We start from the raw sequence: 19,851 nt of genomic DNA, 5'->3' as shown, positions 1-19,851 counted from the left end.
GGCCATTGTAAATGGTTACCTTATTTTTGGTCGTAAGCGTGTTTGGGATAGTCTATCGTATAGTGCAATCCTCGGCTTTCCTTGCGTTCGATGGCCTGCCGCGTGATAAGGTAACCCACGTTAATCATGTTGCGCAGTTCGCAAATGTCTTTGGTCGCCTTGACACGCTTGAAAAGCTCTTCGGTCTCTTCGTATAGCAGGTCCAAGCGTGTCCATGCCCGTTTCAGGCGCAGGTCGCTCCGCACGATGCCCACGTAGTTGCTCATGATTTGTCCCACTTCCTTCATGTCCTGCGCGATGAGTACTTTTTCTTCGTTGCTCATCGTACCCTCATCGTTCCATTCGGGTATCTTTTCATTGAAAGCATATTGGTCTATGACCTCCAAGCTGTGGCGGGCTGCCGCGTCGGCATACACCACGGCTTCGATGAGCGAATTGCTGGCCAAGCGGTTACCGCCGTGCAGTCCGGTACAAGAACATTCGCCTACGGCATAGAGCCGCCGGATGCTGGAACAGGCGTTGAGGTCTACCTTGATGCCGCCGCACATGTAGTGGGCGCAAGGCACGACGGGAATGTATTGCTTGGTAATGTCGATGCCGATGGAGAGGCATTTGGCATAAATGTTCGGGAAATGGTGTTTGGTTTCTTCCGCATCCTTGTGCGTCACGTCCAGGCACACGTGGTCCAAGCCATGTATTTTCATTTCCTTGTCGATGGCACGGGCCACGATGTCGCGTGGGGCGAGGCTAAGCCGCTTGTCGTATTTCTGCATGAACTCTTCGCCATTGGGCAACCGCAAGATGCCGCCGTATCCCCGCATGGCCTCTGTGATGAGGTAAGCCGGGTGCGTCTCGCCCGGATGGAAGAGGGCAGTGGGGTGGAACTGCACGAACTCCATGCCTTCCACCGTACCTTTGGCACGGTAGACCATGGCGATGCCGTCGCCCGTGGCAATGTTGGGGTTGGTCGTAGTGGCGTAGACGGCTCCCGTACCACCGGTGGCCATCAGGGTGACTTTGGAGAGGAAGGTATCTATCTTTTGCGTGTCGGGGTCTAAGACGTAAGCACCGTAACATTCGATGTCCGGCGTGCGGCGCGTCACTTCGATGCCCAAATGGTGTTGGGTGATGATTTCCACGGCAAAGTGGTTTTCCAGAATCGTGATGTTCGGATGGCGGCGTACGGCCTCCATCAGTCCGCGCTGGATTTCAAAACCCGTGTCGTCGGCGTGGTGCAGGATACGGAATTCCGAATGTCCGCCTTCACGGTGCAGGTCGAAATCCCCCTTTTCGTTTTTGTCGAAGTTCACGCCCCATTTCACGAGGTCGCGTATGCCTTGCGGTGCGTTTTTCACTACTTGTTCCACGGCTGCAGGGTTGCTGATGAAATCCCCTGCAACCATGGTGTCCTTGATATGTTTCTCGAAGTTGTCTACTTTCAGGTTGGTCACTGAGGCTATTCCCCCTTGTGCCTTGGCCGTGTTGGCCTCTTCCAATGTGGTTTTACATACGATGGCCACCTTGCCTTTGCCCGCATCGGCCACTTTCAGGGCGTAACTCATTCCGGCCACTCCCGAACCTATCACTAAAAAATCAAATTTGCGTATCATGCCGTCAGTTCATGCTGTTGATGTTAGACGTTGCAAAACTACTTAAAAACTCGGTTGGTTGTGCGTTTGCCGCAGGATTTCTTTTAAAAATAAAAGTGCAGTCCTCCGTTGATAAAGATACGGTAGAACTCTACGGATTGGTCCATGGAGCCGGGAATCACCCCATCTTCGTCATATACGTTTCCGTAAATGATTCCGGTATTTACTCCTATGCCTACGTGTTTGTTCAGCAGGTAGTCCGCACTGAGTTGGTAATGCAATCCCATCCCTTTTACAGTTTTTCCCATACTGAAATCCATCTCTTCCTCGACATTCAAGATGAAGGCACCTGCTCCGATGCCGTACCGTAGGGACCAATGTTTGTTGGCTGCCCTCATGACAAATTCTGGGCCTATGTAATCCAAGTGCATCCGGCTTTTGGGATTGGCGGTTTGTTCCTTGGGGTAATCGGGATTGCGTACGAAGTTGGTATGGTATGCTCCGGAGCGGTAGCCGGAATAGAGAATGCCTACACCCATGAACTTTTTACCCACCCAGTCGATTCCTCCCTGGAAATCCACCCCGTTTTTGAACGTGCCGCTGAGACCGCCCGGAATGTCATGGTAAGCTTTGCTGAACACATGGCCGAAACCTCCGTTCCCGTAGATATGGATAGGGAGTGGGGGCGGGAGCTTATGTGGCTTTATGCTTTTCCGGCTAGCCAGTTCCAAACTGTCGGCTTTCCTTATCTGTTCCCTTTGTTGGGTTTTCATGCGTAGCATTTCCCCTTTTATCTGATGGCAGGAAACGAGGATGGTGGGTTCTTTATGTTCGGTGATAGCCAAGGCGTTTCCTCCCGTTTTGGCCGTTTCAGCCTTGGCCAGTGCTACGACTTGGTCATAACTGAAATGTGCGGTATATCCGTTTCCTTTTACAGCCACTTTGCCCAGGAGTTCGGCAGAGTAAGGCCGGTTCGTTCCGGTTTTGAATACTTGTACGTCGTCAGCTTGCGTAGCGGGGTAAGAGTGATAGATTTCCGTGACCACTTTCGGACTACAGCCTGTAACGAGCAAGGCCACGACCCATGCAAACCATTTGCCTATTGCGTAGCAACCATTCTCTTTTTTATTTTCTGTTCTCTTTGACATACGCTTGTCTATATAATAAGATGGGATTCTTTCAGTTTGGCAATCTTTTTGTCCATGGAATTGATTCGAATCCGTTCCATGATTTCTTCTCGTTGGTCTATTAGTTGATAAAGTTCTGCCTCCCATGTTTCTAAATCGTAACCATAACATTGTTTAAAGTATTCTTTATCCCAAGTTTGGATTTGCTTTTTGGTTTTATTGCAAACCCATTGAAGCAAGTCCTCATTGTTCGTGTAAAGAGCTATCATCATACTATAAACCAATAATTCACGTTTTCCATCAAATCTTTGGAGTTTAATGAGAAGATCATGTTCCCTCAGATAATCCAAATAGTTGAAAATATCTTTTACATAGACATTTTCTTGTAACAAATTGGATGACTGTGACTGTACACACTTTACAGCTTCTGTAAAATTACTTTGATATTTTAATAATTTACTTTGATGGTTTAATATAGGTACATTTAATTGGAGATTTTTATTGTTCCGAAATTCGTGATGGAATATGTAGAACTGCATGCAATCTTTTAACGAGTCTTTCCATAATGGATAACTGATGAATATGGGACGATAATCATCATATACCTTTTGGAAATATAGTCCTATGACAATAGGGCCTTGTTTCATTAATAGCATATTTGATGAGTATCTTGATAACATTGGAAACGCTTTTTTCCAATCAGTCAGAGGTAAACTTTTCTTAGGAGTGCCTGATGTAAGTTTACTTCTCCTCTCTTCCATATTATGATTTAACATGGACGAAATCCATTCATATATTTTGTTTTTTATTCTTTGCATTTACCGAATAGTTTATAGTGTCTCCTTTTATTCTATAATGGGGACGTTCTTTCCGTTTGCTATTTTCCAACCAAGGATTTTGTATTTATAATAACCGAATTTTAATCGATTGATGATGTCGATATAAGAAATAACTCCTCCTACATTTATTTTATTTATGTATTCCTTACTTAATTTTCCTTGTAAAATAGGAGGTTCGTTAATACGCCATACAGTCCAATTCTCAGATGGGTTTACTTTTATCATATCATAGACTGTAGGATATATGTATTGATGTGCATCTCCGAATAATGCTTCTTTATACTCTTCCCCTATATTCTTAGATGTCCCTATCTTATGCCATGCATTGGATTCTATTCCAAACTTTAGAATGGTATGCGCATAAAACTCAACTTCATCTCTTACAATCTCTTCAATCTCTGGTTCGTAGTCCATGGGATATTTGGTTTTAAATGCACGTATGACACTACTATTTAAATATTCCAAGTCGTTGGCTACGTATTGGAAAAACCGTTTGCATTCGTTGTCTATTTCCGCACAGAACACGTTTCCGATTCTTGTTACGATTCTTTTCTTTTTAATTGTTTCCATATATTTAAAATCTTATTCATCATTCTGTAATGGGCACATTTTTATCATTCTCTATTTTCCAACCGGATAATTTATATTTGAAATAACCGAATTTTAACCGGTTAATAATGTCTACGTATGGAATAACTCCACCTCTATTGAGTTTGTCAATATATTCTTTATTTAGTCTACCCACAAAAATACGTGGTTGATTAATTTTCCAAATTAGCCAATTTTCTGCCGGATTAATATCAGGCTTTTGGTATATGATGGGTGATATATCTCCAAATAGAGCCTCTTTATGTTCATCTCCGATATTTTTGGATGTTCCCACTTTGTACCACGCATTAAACACAATACCGAACTTCAAAATAGTGTGTGCATAAAACTCGACCTCCTCCCTTACAATCTCTTCAATATTCGGTTTGTAGTCCATGGGATATTTGTTTTTAAATACACGTATGACACTACTATTCAGTTCTTCCAAGTCATTGGCTACGTATTGGAAAAAGCGTTTGCATTCATTGTCTATTTCCGCACAGAACACGTTTCCGATTCTTGTTATGATTCTTTTCTTTTTATTTGTTTCCATTTTTATTGTTCTTTGATAGCTATATAAGCTTTGTTCATCTCTTAGATAGAATCCGATTTATGTGATATGCGGATATTAAACCTTTGTCGCTATAAGCAAAGGCAAATTGGAGTACATGTCGTTTTCCGTTATGATTCAACCAGTTATCAGTGCAGTCATACACGATGTCCATATATTGTGAAAAGTCCTCTTTATTCAATATAGACATGTTTTTATGCCTGATCACAATATTCCGGTTTCTTATCTCCGGCAATCGGACAAATACATTTTTTAAATATTCCCAATCTGTTATTTGAAGAGATAGTAAACCAGACCATTGTTCCAATAACTCTTTGGCATATCCTCTGTTTGGAAAATCCATCATATCGGCGTGCTCCACTTCATAATGTTCTATATCATAACACCAGACGAATGGTCTGAGTCGCAACGAAGGCTCTATCCTTTTTTGTTCGTGCAGATTGAATACAAAAGTATAATGATGTTCAGGATCATCAATCCATTCACTTGTTACAATTTGGACCACATCAATGTAGTTTTCAAAATCTTGTTGTGGTAGACCCGACAAATCTTCGTGCAATAGAATGATATTCCTTTTGTTTACCGTACCCTCATCTGGACTACGGAAACAATCTATCAGTGCATCCCAATTATCTTGGACATAATATGGATAATTTAATCCTGTAACAATGCAATTACATAGTTCCAGTCTGTTGGTAACTGGACCTATATGAATTATCTTCGCGTCTTTTTCATAAAGCTTTGAAGGGTTTAAAGTAAATATGATATCTTTCATGTAAAATTAATATTTCCAGTTTATAGGTATAAAAGTGTTATGATGATCTGGTGTAAACCATATACTACCATTATTTCCCATTATAATTCTTCTTGGTCCAGGGCGGTGAATATTAAGTTCCCGTGGTGGTGGACATATATATTCTGTATAGTTTATGCCTGTTGGCAAATCATTATATTTATTCCAATAACGTTCATTGTCATGTCTCATTTTCCTATCAGAGTTACAGGAGAGAGGCTTTGTAGTTAATACAAATGAAAACAGTATTTGGTAATTAAGAACTTATCCTGATTGCGATACACAAATTGTGTGACAAATTCAGGCTTGTTTTTTTCCCAGAAATAGATGTAGTCCTGTACAATATTTAAATATTGGCGTAAGTCTTCTTCTGCAAGACAGTCTAAATTCTTATTTCGTATCACAATGTTCTTTCCTATATTCTCTGCCATTCGGAAATATAGGGTTCTAAATATATTCCAGTCCATTTCTTTATTTGCATTCCCAAAGAATGCTTTGGCCATTTCGCGGAATAAGATTTTTCGATTTGATGTCATTGGAAAATCAATCAAGCGTACATCTTCTAATTGATAATTTTCTATCTCAAAAGAGCGGGTCGAGGGTCTTAAACATAAGAGCGGTTCTATTCTATCTTGTTCACGTGTATTAAACACAAAAGTATAATGATATCCAGGTCCGTCTATCCATTCATTGACCGTGGTTTGTACGATGTTAATGTAAATTTCAAAATCCGCTTGTGGCAAGTCAGACAAGTCTTCGTGTATCACTACGATTTCTTCTTCTTCCACACAGCCTTCCGGAAAACGATAGTAATCCAGTAAGGCATCCCAATTGTCATTAACAATATAAAGATAATTCATGGCTTTAGCTACAGCTATGCATAATTCAAACGAATTACTCACTTTGGGGATATAAGCAATATGACTATTCTCAATCTTATAGTCTGCTGCATTCGATACAAAGATGATATCTCTCATAATTAGTATTTATAGTTTATAGGAATAAATGATTTATAATGATCTAAAGAAAACCAAATACTGTACAGAACACGTTTCCGATTCTTGTTACTATTCTTTTTGCCATAAGCTTGTCTATATAATAAGATGGGATTCTTTCAGTTTGGCAATCTTTTTGTCCATGGAATTGATTCGAATCCGTTCCATGATTTCTTCTCGTTGGTCTATTAGTTGATAGAATTCAGACCTCCAAGTATCCAATTTACCCATTGTTTCTTCAAAATTACTGTAATTTTTCCAAAGGCTCATTTCCTTTTCTGCATGCTCACAAGCTTTTTGTATCAGTCTTTTATCTTGTAAATAAAGGGCTGTAATCAATCTGTACTTTAGGAAATTAGCTTGTTTGGAAAACATATTAAGAAGCAAGACATTTGTATTCCTGTGATAATCTAAGAAATCAAACAAGTCTCTTACTTTCACATTCTCTTTGAGGAGATTCCAACTTTGTGATTCCACATATTTTACAGAGTCATGAAATCGTTGTTGATGTTGTTCTATGGGAATATCTAATGGTATATGTCTATTGTCATGAAAGCTTTGTTCGAACAATGGCCACATACATTCATCAATAGTTTTTTTCCATAATGGGAAGGCTGTGAGCAAAGGACGATAATAAGTTTTTATCATTTTCATTCTTTGGAAACATAAGCCTATAAGTACAATGTCTTGTCTTATAAGTAATTTGTTTGAGGCGTAACGTGATAACATTGGAAATTCTTTTTTCCAATCAGTCAGAGGTAAGTTTTTTTTAATAGAATTACTATCCATCATAATTTTAATATTTTATTTTAGGCTTTATAATAAAGGAAGGCCAATTATTCATATTTTTCCTATACCATTGCATTTGTATGGTGTTATTTAACATTTCAGGACTTTTATTGGGATAACCAAATTTAAAATCATAAATTATTTGGTTTTTGTAATCCACTATATCTATGATGCCTGTTTTATTTATTTGTTCATCATGAAAGCGAACTTTAAACTCCAATCCTCTATCTCCGTGTATATCTTGATATTCTTCTAAATATTTTGTTGCAAACTCATGTCTTTTGGTTCCTACAACAGGTCCTTCACCCGGAATTTCTTTATAAGCCATGTCTGCAGCTTGTTGAATCAGGTCACGGTTACTGATTGCTTTTTCAGCACCCGTCCAAAAGTTCTTTCCTTGGCTTGCAGCTATTCCACCGTTCACGACCCCTCCGATAACACCAGCTCCGATGGCACTCAAAACATATCCTTTCCAACCCATTTGGGGATCGCCGAAAGCTTGGGAATTTCCTACACTGAGGATGGAGCTTGACACTACACCGGAGAATGCACTTTCCACAAATCCACCTAAGAAGCCCGCACCCACCATTGGAGCGGCTACAAACCCTACTGCCGCACCGAATCCCCCGGCTGCCGCACCTATTCCGAATGCAGAGATGGCATCACCAAAATCATCTATTTGTCCGTTAATGGCTTTCCAGCTAAGGTTGGCCGTTCCTCCAACTATCATGGCGATACCAATGATAAAGAGTGGGTTCTCTCCGTTTTCATCCACGTAGGCAAGCGGATTATTCATGCAGTAGGCATATCGGTTAAATCCCTGCGAAAAATCAGGAATCTGCATATATGGGTCGGGCGAGAGGAAACGTCCGAGTATGGGGTCGTAAAGTCGGGCGTTCATGTCGACAAGTCCGAATACGTCCAAATATTCATGACCGCAGAACCCGCGTGAAAATGTCGAAGCTGACAATGTGGCAGGTCGTACTTCCGGACTATATGAAATAGGGTTTCTCCGTATTCCCCAAGCATCGTGGTTTAGTTCTTTTATAAGGTATCCGTCGAAACGTACCACATGGGTAATGCTACCCAAATAATCGCGGATCAGGCTATAGTATTGTGTGAGAGGGCCTGTTTTTTCCAACATTACGGGTGCATCATAATAGTTTCCACCCACATATACTCTTTCTCTTGCCGGGCCGGAAGAAGACTCTTCCAGTTCATAACACCCCCCGAGATAATATTTCCGGAGATAGGAGCGTCCCTTGTCCTGCGTGACTGTCATTTTCACTTTGTCCAAGTTGCCATTGTAGACGAACTTCGCATCAAAAGCCCCTTCGTGTATGGAGTCAGGCCGCAAGGCTTTGGTATAGAATATTTCCTGCGTACCCATTCCGGACGTGAGGTTGCCTTCAGGGGCAATGCCTGTTACGGCATGAGGTTTTCCGGGCATTTCGTAAGTGTAGCTTCCTACACCCGATTTCTTTATGATATTCCCGTTGGGGGCATATTCCAAAACGGATGTTCCATCTCCTGTAAGACGGTTCATCTCGTCATAGTTGAAAGTTTCCGTCTTTCCCGACCTTTGGTCGGTACGTGTCCGAAGGTTTTGCCGGGAAGTGTCGAACGTATATGTGAAGTTTTGGTAAGTGAGCTGGTCAGTCTTCCCGGTCCGGCGCAGGGGATAACCGTATGCATCGTATTCGTAGAGTCTTGTGATGTTCCCTGTTTGTGCTCTGGTAGGCATTCTCATGTCGTTTTCATCCTCTATTTTAAGGACGGAGGTGCCATCATCAAGTTTTATTTCTGTCAGGTGTCCGTTCTGATACACGTAATTTTCAGTGGTCAACCTGCCGTTCTGCGAGGTGTAAGTGACGGAAGCCGTATTTCCATCTTTGTATGTGTAATCTTTCAGCAGCCACTTTCCGTCCGGGGCATCCTCCCGGTATGATGCCAAACGCCCGAACTCATCATAGGTATAGGTGATGAATGTGTTGTTGAACCCCTTGATGGTGGCTATTTCACCATGTGGCGTATAAGTATATGCCACGTTGGGACTTCCCCATCCTATGTTGGTCAGCCGGTTGTATGAATCATAGAGCCTGTTGATATTTTCCTCTCGGGCGTTCTTTTCCCATGCGATGTCCCCGAAAACCTCATATCCATAAGTGCTTTCTCCGAATCCGGGGTCTGTCCTTTTACGGCATTTTCTCATGTCGTTGTATTCGAACTTGGTTTGGGTTCCATCCGGGGCTGTAATGGTCAGGGGTTGGCCGTCCGCATCCAGTTCGTAACGCGTGGTACCTCCCGGGTCGTCCACCCTGACAAGACGATCACGAAGGTCGTAAGTCCTTGTGGTTTCCACCCCGTCCTGCGTGGTGGTTATAGTGTATCCGTCATTGTCATCGCTGTAAGTGTACGTGGTGGTATGGCCGGGACGGTCCGTGACGGAAACCAACCGGTCGAAATCATCGTACGTGTAAACCGTATAATGGGAAGGGGAGGACTGTGTATAAGGCAGTGACTTGCGTGCAACACGTCCGTAAACGTCATATTCTATGTCAGTACTTCTCCATATTCCGTCAAAAGTCATTTCGCTTTGGCGAACCACCCGTCCTAATGCGTCATAGACGGTCTTCATGTCCGGTTTTCCCGTTTCCCGGATTATGATTGCATATACTCCTCCCGTAGCTTCATTGCACCATGCATATTCATTGGTCACGGTGGTGCCGTCTGCACGTTCCGTTTCTACTTGTCTTCCAAAGCCGTCATAGGTATAGGCTGTAGTATTTCCCCGGCTGTCGGTGTGCGACTTCAGCCTGCCGTCTGTCCCGTATGCGTACTTTTCCGTTGTCCCTATTTCTGAAGTATGCGAGGATATCCTCCCGTAATTGTCATATTCCCATGATTCGGAAATCCTTGCTTTACCGGTCCACTCCGTTACTGCTTTTATGAGATTTCCTTTTGTATCATATTGGTTGTCATAACGTGTCTCTCCTCCGAGGTAATCCCTTCGGACTGTGGGCATGTCATATTGCCACGAAGGAATGGTGGTTTTTTGTGACACGCTTTTTCCTCCGGCTGTGGTATTTGTGACGGTTTGTTCGTGGATGCGTCCGAAAAGGTATTCTTGTCCGGAAGGTATATAAGCCAACATGTAGCACACGTCCATGCTGTCAGGTGACGTACCTCCTATCTTGTTTTCAGCCCATCCGGTGTAGACCGGTTTGAAAACAGTGTTCGTTTTTGTTTTATGTCCGTCCCAATATTCTATTTCTTCCGTGGAAGGGTATCCTAACTTGTGTCCATCATAATAATATAGGTTGTCCGCGTTTTTTAAATAATCACTTTCATCCTTCATATATAGGTTGACTTCAACCATACGGTTAGGATGCTCCACGATTTCATATTCATAAAAGTTTTCGTAGGCCAAATCATATGCCTCATGGGTCAGTATCCCATACCTTTCAGGGTCAAAGTCACGGATAAGTTCCTTTCCCTTGAAATCCACGGTACGGGTTTGTTGGAAGCCGCAAAATCCCTTTCCGGTAAGATGTTTTATTCCACCTTTATAGTAATAATGCCATCCATCCATTTGCTTACCATCCACATATTTTTCTGAAATGGCAAGTAAAGGAAGATTGTCAAAGGCTTCTACATAAGGATAGTGGATATTGTAACCTGGCTGATATATGGATGAAAATGTGGCATCTCCGTTAGTGATAGCATAATCGTTCCTTTCTATGGCACCAAGACTATTCACCATTCCTGTAATAAGGTTCTCTTTTTTGTCGTTGCGTGAAAAAGAATACAGATGAATCTCATTCCCATCAAAACAGGCAAGTTGGGAAAAATCCTTTCCCGTCTTTAGGCGTGAAGGCAACAGTTGTCCGCCGGAAGAAGGATATGGAGTAAAGAAAGGATCCTCGAACCGTCCGGCATTATTATATAAATAGGTATAAAACCCTTTGTCGGTATAGTCTATCAAATCCGAACGTCCGTCCCCGTTGACATCTTGAAGTAAGAAATTATATCTGCGTTCTTGTCCTAAACTTTCGCCATCACGCAAAGGTAAATTGAAATTGCTTAAGTCAAAGACCCCATTGCCTTGGGATATAAACAATTCACAATATTGTCGGTTGGAAGTCTTGGTGACATATCTAAGCATGTCTGTCAGTCCGTCCCCGTTAAAGTCACCTATGAGGAATTTTGTATTGTCAGTAAAAACCAGGGGGATTCCGTCTGCTATTTTGCGAGGTGTCCAGACCGAACCTTTTATGTCGAATTTATAAATGTGTGCTCCATTACGATCTTGGTGAACGATTTCGCTACACCCGTCACCGTCATAGTCCAACACGAAAATTTTGTCCGTCCGATTATATATAAATTCCGGAGTAGGGGAATTATGAGTGGTTTGGAATTCTACATGGAAAGGGAATATATGGCCTTGGTAAGGAAGAGTGCCTTTGTTCAGGTCGAAGATGTAACATTGGGAAGGCAAGCTGGTATCTCCGAAAGGTTGGTGGGCGGATACGCCTAAAATTTCGGTTTTCCCGTCTCCGTTGAAATCTCCAGGGTAATAATATTTGGGTTGGATACTGGGTGCTTCTATATTATCGTGTATACAGGAATGTAGGGTGGAAAAATAATATATATGTTGCGAGGGTTGCTTATTCATTAAAAGACTTTCACTATCGTGAATCCTGAAAGTGACTTGATCTGTTTGCTTATTTGCTATGGTGTTGTTTATTTGTACAACGCAGTCACGTCCGCACCCGGTGATGTCTGCGGCCACAATGTCGATAAATCCGTCGCCACTGTAGGTCAACTGGTGCCGACTACCTTGCATGACTCCTAAAAAAGAAAAGTAATCAATATAGTCGTTGTTAGGATAGCCGTTTTCAATCCAGGAATAACCCTCGGAACCGTTTACCACTTCCAGTTCATTCTGGATGATATAAGGATTGTAATCGGGTATTGCTACAATTAAGTCAGCTTTACCGTGGTCAGCATTCCGCGCTACGACAAAACGTTTTGGAGAAGGTGTCCCTACATAACCTTTGCAGACGAAAGAATGGGTGTCATAACCTGTTGCCTTATTTCCCTTACCATAGTAGAAATGCAAGGGAGGAAAGCTTTTCACACCACTCAGATACTCAATTTCTTCCAATAGGGATTGTTTAAGCGTCGTTTGATTCTCATTCCTATAATTGAGTTTATAAGTTCCCAATATGGTATTACCAAACTTACAGGTTATGGTTTTCAGCAAAGAGTTTTCTGTTACTTTCTGTCCTGAAAGATAAAAGGATACTGGGTCTGTCCGTGAACCGACAAACGAGAATTCTATGGAAGCTCCGTTGTATGTAATTTTGTTTATCCGGTAATGGTCCCTTTGTGAAGTATAATGGTATGTAATGGTATTGCCCCACAAATCACTCAGTTCCGTGAGAGGGTAATATAGGTTATTGTTGGTATTGGTTTTATAACCGAATATGGCCGTTCGGCCATTGGGGAAAGCCACGTCAAAATACTGTAAGGAATTACCTGCATAGTTCGCTTTGACACGTATATAGCCGCGCTCGCTCAAATAAGTGACGGAATCCACCTTGACCAACCGCATACCATCGAGCATAAAAACATCTTCACGGTTGAAAGCTATGGGAGCGATTTTCCCATCATAATAAGGTGTTTGTACTGTGCGGCAAATGACGGACAATCCGGAAAGAGACCATCCTATTCCTAATAAACCGTTGCCTTGTTGGCTATTATAAACAAAGGATAATTCCGGATTAAATCCCCGTATTCCTTTATAAGCAGATATAGGGACAGTATAGGTACGTGCACCGGTGGGAGATACTCCCGAAGTGATATCTATTTGTCCCACTTCATTTCTTGTGTCTATCTTGTAAGTGATAGGCACATAATCGTTGTCAATAGCCGGATACCCCTCTTGTCCGAGGGCAGAAAGGAGGCAGCACGCGCAAAGGAAGAAAAGAAGCGGAAACCGTTTCATAAGCGTTATTTTTTGATGATTTTCCAAGTGGTTTCTTGTCCGCCCGTTGCGATATGTAGCAGGTAAATTCCATTTGTGCAATGGCTCAGGTCGAGTTCGGAAACGGGGGAGGTTGTTTCTTTTACGTCCACGACTGCTCCGCTCATCGATGTGATGCGCAAACAGGCTTTTTCTTCGGGGGCGAGTCCTTGGATTTCCACTTTCAGGTGTCCTTCCGTTGGGTTGGGCCAGATACGGATCTGTTTTTCAGAGAGCATGTCGGAATAGAAATTATCCTCTTTTTTTTCTTCCGATGACAGGTTTCGTTTGGCAACATCTGAGTTTTGCAGCACGATTTCCTGCTTCACCCGGTTGCCTAACGCATCGTATGCAAACCTTATCGCATTCTGAGAGAAAGCGGAAAAGTAAAACAATAAGCCGGAAAAAACAAATAATGCTCTCATAATATATAGGTTTTAGTTTGTTTTTCTGCTATCGTTCCAAAGGTATATGTCTTTTTTTAAATAAACAAAAAATAAAGGATATTTTTGGGCTTTCTGTGGATTTAATCCGTAAAAAGTGTAACTTGCATCAAATTTTAGTTTTATGATACGGACATTTCATGCAAAAATTAATAAGAAGATAATGTTTTTCAGCTTGTTGCCTGCTACAGTGTTGGCCATATATTTCTTTTGGGTAAAATTGCCTTTGGCTGCATTGTGTTGTATGGTCTTTTTGGTTTTCGTGGTGGAACGTTTGATTCATACGTATTATGTTTTTACCGATGAAGGTTGCTTGTTCATTCATCAAGGGCGGTTTTCCAAGGTCAGCAGGCATTCTTTGTCCGACATCGAAAAGGTGGATATCGTACGGCCGTCTTCTTTGTCTTTTTTAAAGAATAAGGATACTGTCATGTTGACGTTTTGCGACGGTTCGATAAAATTCATCACGCCTTTTCCGGCTGAAGAGTTTTGCCGGTATTTCAAACGAAAACAAGAAGATTTTCTTGAAAAGACAGGTGGCTTATGAATATGAGGCTTTTTAGAGTACTTTTGGGAGTCTTCTGGTTTGTTGGGGGAGTTGGTAATCCCTTGTTGGCTTCCGGGAGATTTTCTTGTGAACCGCTTGGGGAAGAGGCTTCGTGGCCGGTGTGTTTGCGGGACGGACTGGATAGCTTGTTGCAAGATGAGCTATTCCTTACTTCACAAGTAGGTTTGTGTGTATATGATTTGACCGACGATACTTTACTGTATGCTTATCAGGCCAAACAGCGTATGCGGCCGGCTTCTACTGAAAAATTGGTAACGGCTGTCACCGCGCTTTCCGAATTGGGGAGTGATTATCGTTTTGCAACCCGCTTGTTCTACACAGGCGAAATCCGAGGGCGTGTTTTGTATGGAGACTTATATGTCGTGGGAGGTTTCGACCCTTGTTTCGGGAAAGAAGATTTGCTTTCTTTCGGCAAGGCTTTGAAAGAATCGGATGTGGATTCTATAGTTGGGAAACTGTATGCAGACGTGTCGATGAAAGATACCTTGCAATGGGGATGGGGGTGGTGTTGGGATGATGACATGCCGGTGCTGACTCCTTTATTATATGGGAAGAAGAATATTTTCATAAGGGCATTCAGCGAGATGTTGCATGGCTTAGGTATTCATCATGTTTTTGGAGGACAAGCCCGTTGTCCCCAAAATGGCGTATTGTTAGCCGGACGGACACGTCAGTTGGCAGACGTTTTGCATCCGATGATGAAAGAGAGTGATAATTTATGTGCCGAAGCCTTGTTTTACCAGTTGGCAGCCCGTACAGGAAAACCATACGCTTCAAGAAAAGAAGCTATGTACTACATTGAGCGGTTGATAGGGCGGTTAGGCTATGATCCCGGAAAATATATAGTGGCCGATGGGAGCGGGGTTTCTTTATATAATTACTTGACACCGGAACTTGAAATTGCTTTCCTGAGATACGCTTATCGTGATGAGGCTATTTTTTCACCTCTTTATATTGCTTTGCCTATAGCCGGAGTTGACGGTACGTTGAAAAAACGTATGAGGAAGGGAAAAGCTTACGGAAACGTAAGGGCTAAGACCGGGACTTTGGAAGGAGTATCCACGTTGGCCGGTTATGTACGGTCGGCGAATAACCATTTGTTGGCCTTTTGTATTATGAATCAAGGTGTGGAACGTGTGGCGGCTGCACAAGACTTTCAAGACAAAGTTTGTGAATGGTTATGCCGGTAGTTTTTTTAAGTAGTACTTAAATCGTTCTAATTTAGATATTTTAATCTTCCATAAAAGAAGCTTTAAAATAATATATGTACCTTTGCGCCCGTTAAAGAGACGAGGAAATGAAGCTTAAACTCTGTATGTGGCTACTGTTTTCCATGTCTTTCTTAATGGCTTTTGCCACGATGGAAAAACATGGTTCATCGGCGTTTTGTGCTGAGGCAAGTTTTCTGTCGGTGGAAAGTTTCGGACAGGAAGCTACATATTGGACATCTGATACTCCTTATTTCTTTTTTACTTCTGATTACATAGCCCCGTTGTCTTTTGCCTTGGATGAAGGGCCTGAAACGTCGTGTCCGGGGTACATGGCGGCCTCGGAAAGATTATCCGGTTTTCTTTATGCTTCCGTAGACTGTTTTTTATCTCCTTGCAGGTCTTTATACTATTCTTATGCTTCCGGACCTAGCAGGGATTATTATGTCTTTACCTTGAGACGAATCAGGGTGTGACCCCTACGGGGCCTATATTATATAAATAGGTATCATTTCAGAGTGCCATATCTTATGGTCCTTTTCCCCTCGGAAAAGAAAATAAAAGATATGTCTTTCACTACAATAATCTTTGGTTGTTAAATTAAATATAACTTCAAGAATGACGGATTTCACATTGTTAACGGTCGTGGTGCTTACGGCAATCGCTTTAGTGACGGCTGCCTTGCTGATAGCGCGCCTTGCGGCCCCCCGTACGTTCAACCCTCAAAAAGGCGAGCCCTACGAGTGCGGCGTGCCCACGAGGGGGGAAGCTTGGTTCCAGTTCCATGCCGGTTATTACCTGTATGCCATCCTGTTCCTGATATTCGACATCGAGACGGTGTTCCTCTTCCCGTGGGCGGCGGTGGTAGGCCGTATCGGCATGCAAGGGCTGTTGAGCATCGTGTTTTTCATTGTGGTATTGATTCTGGGCCTGGCTTACGCCTGGAGGAAAGGAGCGTTGGAATGGAAATGAAACACGGGTTGCCCAAGATAAAGGACATGGGGCCGGGCGATTTCAAGAACAACGATTACCTGCTGCGCATGGCCGAGAAACTGAACCGCGACGGGGCGGGCATCGTGTTGGGCACGTTGGACGACCTGATCAACTGGGGCCGCAGCAATTCGCTCTGGTCCCTTACTTTCGGCACGAGCTGTTGCGCCATAGAGTTCATGGCCTTGGGGGCGGCGCGTTATGACATGGCGCGTTTCGGTTTCGAGGTGACGCGCAACTCGCCTCGCCAGGCGGACATGATCATGGTGTTGGGCACGATTACTTACCGCATGGCTCCGGTACTGAAGCGGTTGTACGACCAGATGGCCGAGCCGAAATACGTGGTGGCCGTGGGGGGATGCACCATCAGCGGGGGGCCGTTCCGCAAGAGTTACCACGTGGTGAACGGTATCGACGAGATTATCCCGGTGGACGTGTACATCCCAGGATGCCCCCCGCGGCCGGAGGCTTTCTTTTATGGCATGATGCAGTTGCAACGTAAAATCAAGGCAGAGCGTTTCCTTGGGGGACGCAACCGCAAGGAGAAGCCGGAAGAGGCAGAGGAAAGAAAGGAGGCCGGAATATGATTGAAGAAAAGATAAGGCAGTGGTGCGCGGCCGCCGCAGTGGAAGAGGCCGGCGAGAGAGTGGTAGTGGTCCCGAAGGGGGACGTGGCGGAGGTATGCCGCCGGTTGCACGACGACGCGGAGGAACCGATGGATTACATGCGCGACCTTGTGGCGGCAGACGGTGACGGCCGCCTGAGCGTGTTCTACCTGTTGGAGTCGACCCGGACGGGCGGCCGCGTGACGTTGCGCACGGACACGGACGGGCGCGAGGAGCCTTTCCTGCCCTCGGTGTGCCGGATATGGAAGACGGCGGAAATCAAGGAACGCGAGGCATACGATTTCTTCGGCATACGCTTCACGGGTCATCCCGACATGCGCCGCCTCTACTTGCGTGAGGATTGGGCCGGTTACCCGCTCCTTAAGGATTACGACATGGGCAGCAACCCGCTCAACATGGAGAATGAGGTGAACGCCGACGTGACGGAGGAATATGACTTGCGTGCGGACGGGACCATCGAACGGCGCGAGAACGTGGTGTTCAACCCTGATGACTTCATCGTGAACATTGGCCCGCAACATCCTTCCACGCATGGCGTGTTGCGCATGCGTACGTCGTTGGACGGCGAGACGGTCAAGAAGATAGACCCCATATTGGGATATATCCACCGGGGTATCGAGAAGATGAACGAGAGCCTGACTTATCCGCAGACATTGGCGTTGACCGACCGTCTGGACTACCTGAGCGCCCACCAGAGCCGCCATGCCCTGTGTATATGCATCGAGCAAGCTGCGGGCATCGAGGTTTCCCAACGTGCACAATATATCCGCACGATAATGGACGAATTGCAACGAATCGATTCCCACCTCCTCTTTTATTCCTGTCTGGCCATGGACATGGGTGCGCTTACACCTTTCTTCTATGGTTTCCGCGAGCGTGAGATGATTCTCGACATATTCGAGGATACCACCGGGGGGCGGTTGATTCAGAACTACAATGTGATTGGCGGCGTACAGGCCGACCTGCATCCCGATTTCGTGCGGAAGACGAAAGAGTTTATCGTGCACTTGCGGAACATTATCCATGAATACCACGACATCTTTACGAAGAGCGTCATTGCCCGCACCCGTCTGAAGGGGGTCGGCTTGCTTTCGCGTGAGGATGCCATCTCGTTGGGCTGTACCGGCGGTACGGGCCGTGCCTGCGGATGGGCCAACGACGTGCGCAAGCACCATCCCTACGCGATGTACGGCAAGGTGGACTTCAAGGAAATCACCTATACCCATGGTGATTCGTTTGACCGCTATATGGTGCGCATGGACGAAATCATGGAATCCTGCCGGATCATAGAACAGTTGATAGACAACGTGCCCGAAGGGGAGTTCCGGGTGAAGACGAAGCCCATCCTCAAATTGCCCGAAGGCGTGTTTACGGCTTCCGTCGAGGCCAGTCGTGGCGAGTTCGGCGTGTTCCTCATCAGCCGGGGGGACAAGATGCCTTACCGTTTGCATTACCGGAGCACGGGCCTGCCGTTGGTGCATGCCATGGACACCGTGTGCCGGGGCGGGAAGATAGCCGACCTGATTGCCATCGGCGGTACGATGGACTTCGTGATACCGGATATTGACAGATAACATACAGACACATTTAAATATATGGATCAAGCATTTTTGGATTATTACAGCCTGGAACCGTTCACGCAGTGGATACACCGTACGTTGTGCGGCGTGATGCCTGAGGACTGGGCTGTTTTTATCGAAGGGTTGGCGCTGGGCATAGTCATTTTGTTGGCATACGCCGTGTTGGCCGTGGTGCTCATTTACATGGAACGCAGGGTCTGCGGCGCTTTCCAGTGCCGTATAGGGCCGAACCGTGTGGGGGGCAAAGGCGGGTTGTTGCAAGTGCCGGCCGACGTGTTGAAGATACTGACCAAGGAGATCATACGCCTCAGGAAGTCCGACCATGTGCTTTATGAACTGGCGCCTTATCTAGTGATTCTGGCTTCCGTCATTTCGTTTTCCTGTCTGCCCTGGCACAAGGGAGCAGAGATTCTGGACATGCAAATAGGGATATTCTTCGTGTTGGCCGCTTCGAGCATCGGGGTGATCGGCATTTTGTTGGCCGGATGGAGCAGTAACAGCAAGTACACGATTATCGGTGCCGTCCGCAGTGGTGCCATGATTATCAGCTATGAGCTGTCTTTGGGTATCACGGTACTTACGATGGTCATCCTGAGCGGGACGATGAGCATCAGCGGCATCGTGGAAAGCCAGGCCGGAGGATGGAACATTTTCAGGGGACATGTCCTGACGTTGGTGGCTTTTGTCATTTACCTCATTTCCGGCAATGCCGAAGCCAACCGCGGGCCGTTCGACCTGGCTGAAGCCGAGCAAGAATTGACAGCCGGTTACCATACGGAATATTCCGGCATGCATTTCGGCTTTTTCTACTTGGCCGAGTACCTGAACCTTTTCATTACGGCAGGTATTGCCACTACGCTTTTCTTAGGGGGGTGGATGCCTTTGCATGTGGCCGGGCTCGACGGGTTCAATGCCGTGATGGACTATGTTCCCGGTATCGTATGGTTCCTGGGCAAGACGTTTTTCGTCATATTCCTGTTGATGTGGATCCGGTGGACCTTCCCCCGTTTGCGTATCGACCAGGTGCTGACGTTGGAATGGAAATACCTCATGCCCTTGTCGCTCGTAGTCATGTTGGCCATGGTGGTGATGAAGGTTTTCGGATTGGTTTTTTAAA

At 44.7% G+C, this 19,851-nt stretch carries 17 protein-coding genes; 7 read left to right on the top strand and 10 right to left on the bottom strand.

Going from position 1 to position 19,851, the window contains the following annotated elements:
• Positions 1 to 20: 20 nt before the first annotated feature.
• From nadB to HMPREF9442_RS09580, 10 genes are all read right to left on the bottom strand, one after another.
• Positions 21 to 1,610: an L-aspartate oxidase gene (gene nadB, locus HMPREF9442_RS09625; RefSeq protein WP_008628025.1), complete on the bottom strand. Its 1,590-nt coding sequence runs from the start codon at positions 1,608 to 1,610 to the stop codon at positions 21 to 23.
• Between the two features lie 83 nt (positions 1,611 to 1,693).
• Positions 1,694 to 2,737, bottom strand: coding sequence for a hypothetical protein (locus HMPREF9442_RS09620; protein WP_008628024.1), 1,044 nt, complete (start codon positions 2,735 to 2,737; stop codon positions 1,694 to 1,696).
• Positions 2,738 to 2,745: 8 nt separating this feature from the next.
• Positions 2,746 to 3,534 (bottom strand): hypothetical protein, encoded by a 789-nt coding sequence (locus tag HMPREF9442_RS15380; RefSeq protein ID WP_008628023.1) that lies wholly within the window; start codon positions 3,532 to 3,534, stop codon positions 2,746 to 2,748.
• A gap of 27 nt (positions 3,535 to 3,561) precedes the next feature.
• The gene (locus HMPREF9442_RS09610; RefSeq protein WP_008628022.1) at positions 3,562 to 4,125 is read right to left on the bottom strand and encodes a hypothetical protein; all 564 of its coding nucleotides are present in this window, start codon (positions 4,123 to 4,125) and stop codon (positions 3,562 to 3,564) included.
• Positions 4,126 to 4,144: 19 nt separating this feature from the next.
• Positions 4,145 to 4,696, bottom strand: coding sequence for a hypothetical protein (locus tag HMPREF9442_RS09605; protein WP_008628021.1), 552 nt, complete (start codon positions 4,694 to 4,696; stop codon positions 4,145 to 4,147).
• Positions 4,697 to 4,730: 34 nt separating this feature from the next.
• Positions 4,731 to 5,489, bottom strand: a complete 759-nt coding sequence (locus HMPREF9442_RS09600; protein ID WP_008628020.1) for a barstar family protein — start codon at positions 5,487 to 5,489, stop codon at positions 4,731 to 4,733.
• A 245-nt stretch (positions 5,490 to 5,734) separates the two neighbouring features.
• Complete coding sequence (locus tag HMPREF9442_RS09595; protein ID WP_008628018.1) at positions 5,735 to 6,484, bottom strand: hypothetical protein; 750 nt, start codon at positions 6,482 to 6,484, stop codon at positions 5,735 to 5,737.
• A 114-nt stretch (positions 6,485 to 6,598) separates the two neighbouring features.
• Complete coding sequence (locus tag HMPREF9442_RS09590) at positions 6,599 to 7,294, bottom strand: hypothetical protein (protein ID WP_008628017.1); 696 nt, start codon at positions 7,292 to 7,294, stop codon at positions 6,599 to 6,601.
• 4 nt (positions 7,295 to 7,298) lie between these two features.
• Complete coding sequence (locus tag HMPREF9442_RS09585; protein WP_008628016.1) at positions 7,299 to 13,301, bottom strand: RHS repeat-associated core domain-containing protein; 6,003 nt, start codon at positions 13,299 to 13,301, stop codon at positions 7,299 to 7,301.
• A gap of 5 nt (positions 13,302 to 13,306) precedes the next feature.
• Entirely contained in the window at positions 13,307 to 13,744 is a 438-nt protein-coding gene (locus HMPREF9442_RS09580) for a T9SS type A sorting domain-containing protein (RefSeq protein ID WP_008628015.1), read from the bottom strand.
• Positions 13,745 to 13,886: 142 nt separating this feature from the next.
• On the opposite strand from HMPREF9442_RS09580, the gene HMPREF9442_RS09575 reads away from it, so the two are divergent.
• The 7 genes from HMPREF9442_RS09575 (at position 13,887) to nuoH (ending at position 19,850) form a co-directional block, all read left to right on the top strand.
• On the top strand, positions 13,887 to 14,309 hold the full coding sequence (locus tag HMPREF9442_RS09575; protein WP_008628013.1) for a YdbT family protein: 423 nt from the start codon (positions 13,887 to 13,889) through the stop codon (positions 14,307 to 14,309).
• Positions 14,306 to 15,520 (top strand): D-alanyl-D-alanine carboxypeptidase/D-alanyl-D-alanine-endopeptidase, encoded by a 1,215-nt coding sequence (locus HMPREF9442_RS09570; RefSeq protein WP_008628012.1) that lies wholly within the window; start codon positions 14,306 to 14,308, stop codon positions 15,518 to 15,520. The genes HMPREF9442_RS09575 and HMPREF9442_RS09570 overlap by 4 nt, the downstream gene beginning before the upstream one ends.
• A gap of 107 nt (positions 15,521 to 15,627) precedes the next feature.
• Entirely contained in the window at positions 15,628 to 16,014 is a 387-nt protein-coding gene (locus tag HMPREF9442_RS09565; RefSeq protein WP_008628011.1) for a hypothetical protein, read from the top strand.
• A 142-nt stretch (positions 16,015 to 16,156) separates the two neighbouring features.
• Positions 16,157 to 16,510, top strand: a complete 354-nt coding sequence (locus HMPREF9442_RS09560) for an NADH-quinone oxidoreductase subunit A (protein ID WP_008628010.1) — start codon at positions 16,157 to 16,159, stop codon at positions 16,508 to 16,510.
• The gene (locus HMPREF9442_RS09555) at positions 16,501 to 17,115 is read left to right on the top strand and encodes an NADH-quinone oxidoreductase subunit B (RefSeq protein ID WP_008628009.1); all 615 of its coding nucleotides are present in this window, start codon (positions 16,501 to 16,503) and stop codon (positions 17,113 to 17,115) included. The genes HMPREF9442_RS09560 and HMPREF9442_RS09555 overlap by 10 nt, the downstream gene beginning before the upstream one ends.
• Positions 17,112 to 18,728: an NADH-quinone oxidoreductase subunit D-related protein gene (locus tag HMPREF9442_RS09550; protein ID WP_008628008.1), complete on the top strand. Its 1,617-nt coding sequence runs from the start codon at positions 17,112 to 17,114 to the stop codon at positions 18,726 to 18,728. Before HMPREF9442_RS09555 ends, HMPREF9442_RS09550 begins: the two co-directional genes overlap by 4 nt.
• 21 nt (positions 18,729 to 18,749) lie before the next feature.
• Positions 18,750 to 19,850 carry an NADH-quinone oxidoreductase subunit NuoH gene (gene nuoH / locus HMPREF9442_RS09545; RefSeq protein ID WP_008628006.1) on the top strand — a complete coding sequence of 367 codons (1,101 nt, stop codon included), beginning with the start codon at positions 18,750 to 18,752 and terminating at the stop codon, positions 19,848 to 19,850.
• Position 19,851: the final 1 nt, after the last annotated feature.

The organism is Paraprevotella xylaniphila YIT 11841, assembly GCF_000205165.1.
Taxonomy (GTDB): domain Bacteria; phylum Bacteroidota; class Bacteroidia; order Bacteroidales; family Bacteroidaceae; genus Paraprevotella; species Paraprevotella xylaniphila.
Note: the sequence above shows the minus strand (reverse complement) of the source record. Positions and strands in the feature narration are given on the sequence as shown.

Bases quoted from the DNA above. Each gene is read 5' to 3' on its own strand.
- nadB (WP_008628025.1), bottom strand. From the start codon at position 1,610: ATGATACGCAAATTTGATTTTTTAGTGATAGGTTCGGGAGTGGCCGGA.
- HMPREF9442_RS09620 (WP_008628024.1), bottom strand. From the start codon at position 2,737: ATGTCAAAGAGAACAGAAAATAAAAAAGAGAATGGTTGCTACGCAATA.
- HMPREF9442_RS15380 (WP_008628023.1), bottom strand. From the start codon at position 3,534: ATGCAAAGAATAAAAAACAAAATATATGAATGGATTTCGTCCATGTTA.
- HMPREF9442_RS09610 (WP_008628022.1), bottom strand. From the start codon at position 4,125: ATGGAAACAATTAAAAAGAAAAGAATCGTAACAAGAATCGGAAACGTG.
- HMPREF9442_RS09605 (WP_008628021.1), bottom strand. From the start codon at position 4,696: ATGGAAACAAATAAAAAGAAAAGAATCATAACAAGAATCGGAAACGTG.
- HMPREF9442_RS09600 (WP_008628020.1), bottom strand. From the start codon at position 5,489: ATGAAAGATATCATATTTACTTTAAACCCTTCAAAGCTTTATGAAAAA.
- HMPREF9442_RS09595 (WP_008628018.1), bottom strand. From the start codon at position 6,484: ATGAGAGATATCATCTTTGTATCGAATGCAGCAGACTATAAGATTGAG.
- HMPREF9442_RS09590 (WP_008628017.1), bottom strand. From the start codon at position 7,294: ATGATGGATAGTAATTCTATTAAAAAAAACTTACCTCTGACTGATTGG.
- HMPREF9442_RS09585 (WP_008628016.1), bottom strand. From the start codon at position 13,301: ATGAAACGGTTTCCGCTTCTTTTCTTCCTTTGCGCGTGCTGCCTCCTT.
- HMPREF9442_RS09580 (WP_008628015.1), bottom strand. From the start codon at position 13,744: ATGAGAGCATTATTTGTTTTTTCCGGCTTATTGTTTTACTTTTCCGCT.
- HMPREF9442_RS09575 (WP_008628013.1), top strand. From the start codon at position 13,887: ATGATACGGACATTTCATGCAAAAATTAATAAGAAGATAATGTTTTTC.
- HMPREF9442_RS09570 (WP_008628012.1), top strand. From the start codon at position 14,306: ATGAATATGAGGCTTTTTAGAGTACTTTTGGGAGTCTTCTGGTTTGTT.
- HMPREF9442_RS09565 (WP_008628011.1), top strand. From the start codon at position 15,628: ATGAAGCTTAAACTCTGTATGTGGCTACTGTTTTCCATGTCTTTCTTA.
- HMPREF9442_RS09560 (WP_008628010.1), top strand. From the start codon at position 16,157: ATGACGGATTTCACATTGTTAACGGTCGTGGTGCTTACGGCAATCGCT.
- HMPREF9442_RS09555 (WP_008628009.1), top strand. From the start codon at position 16,501: ATGGAAATGAAACACGGGTTGCCCAAGATAAAGGACATGGGGCCGGGC.
- HMPREF9442_RS09550 (WP_008628008.1), top strand. From the start codon at position 17,112: ATGATTGAAGAAAAGATAAGGCAGTGGTGCGCGGCCGCCGCAGTGGAA.
- nuoH (WP_008628006.1), top strand. From the start codon at position 18,750: ATGGATCAAGCATTTTTGGATTATTACAGCCTGGAACCGTTCACGCAG.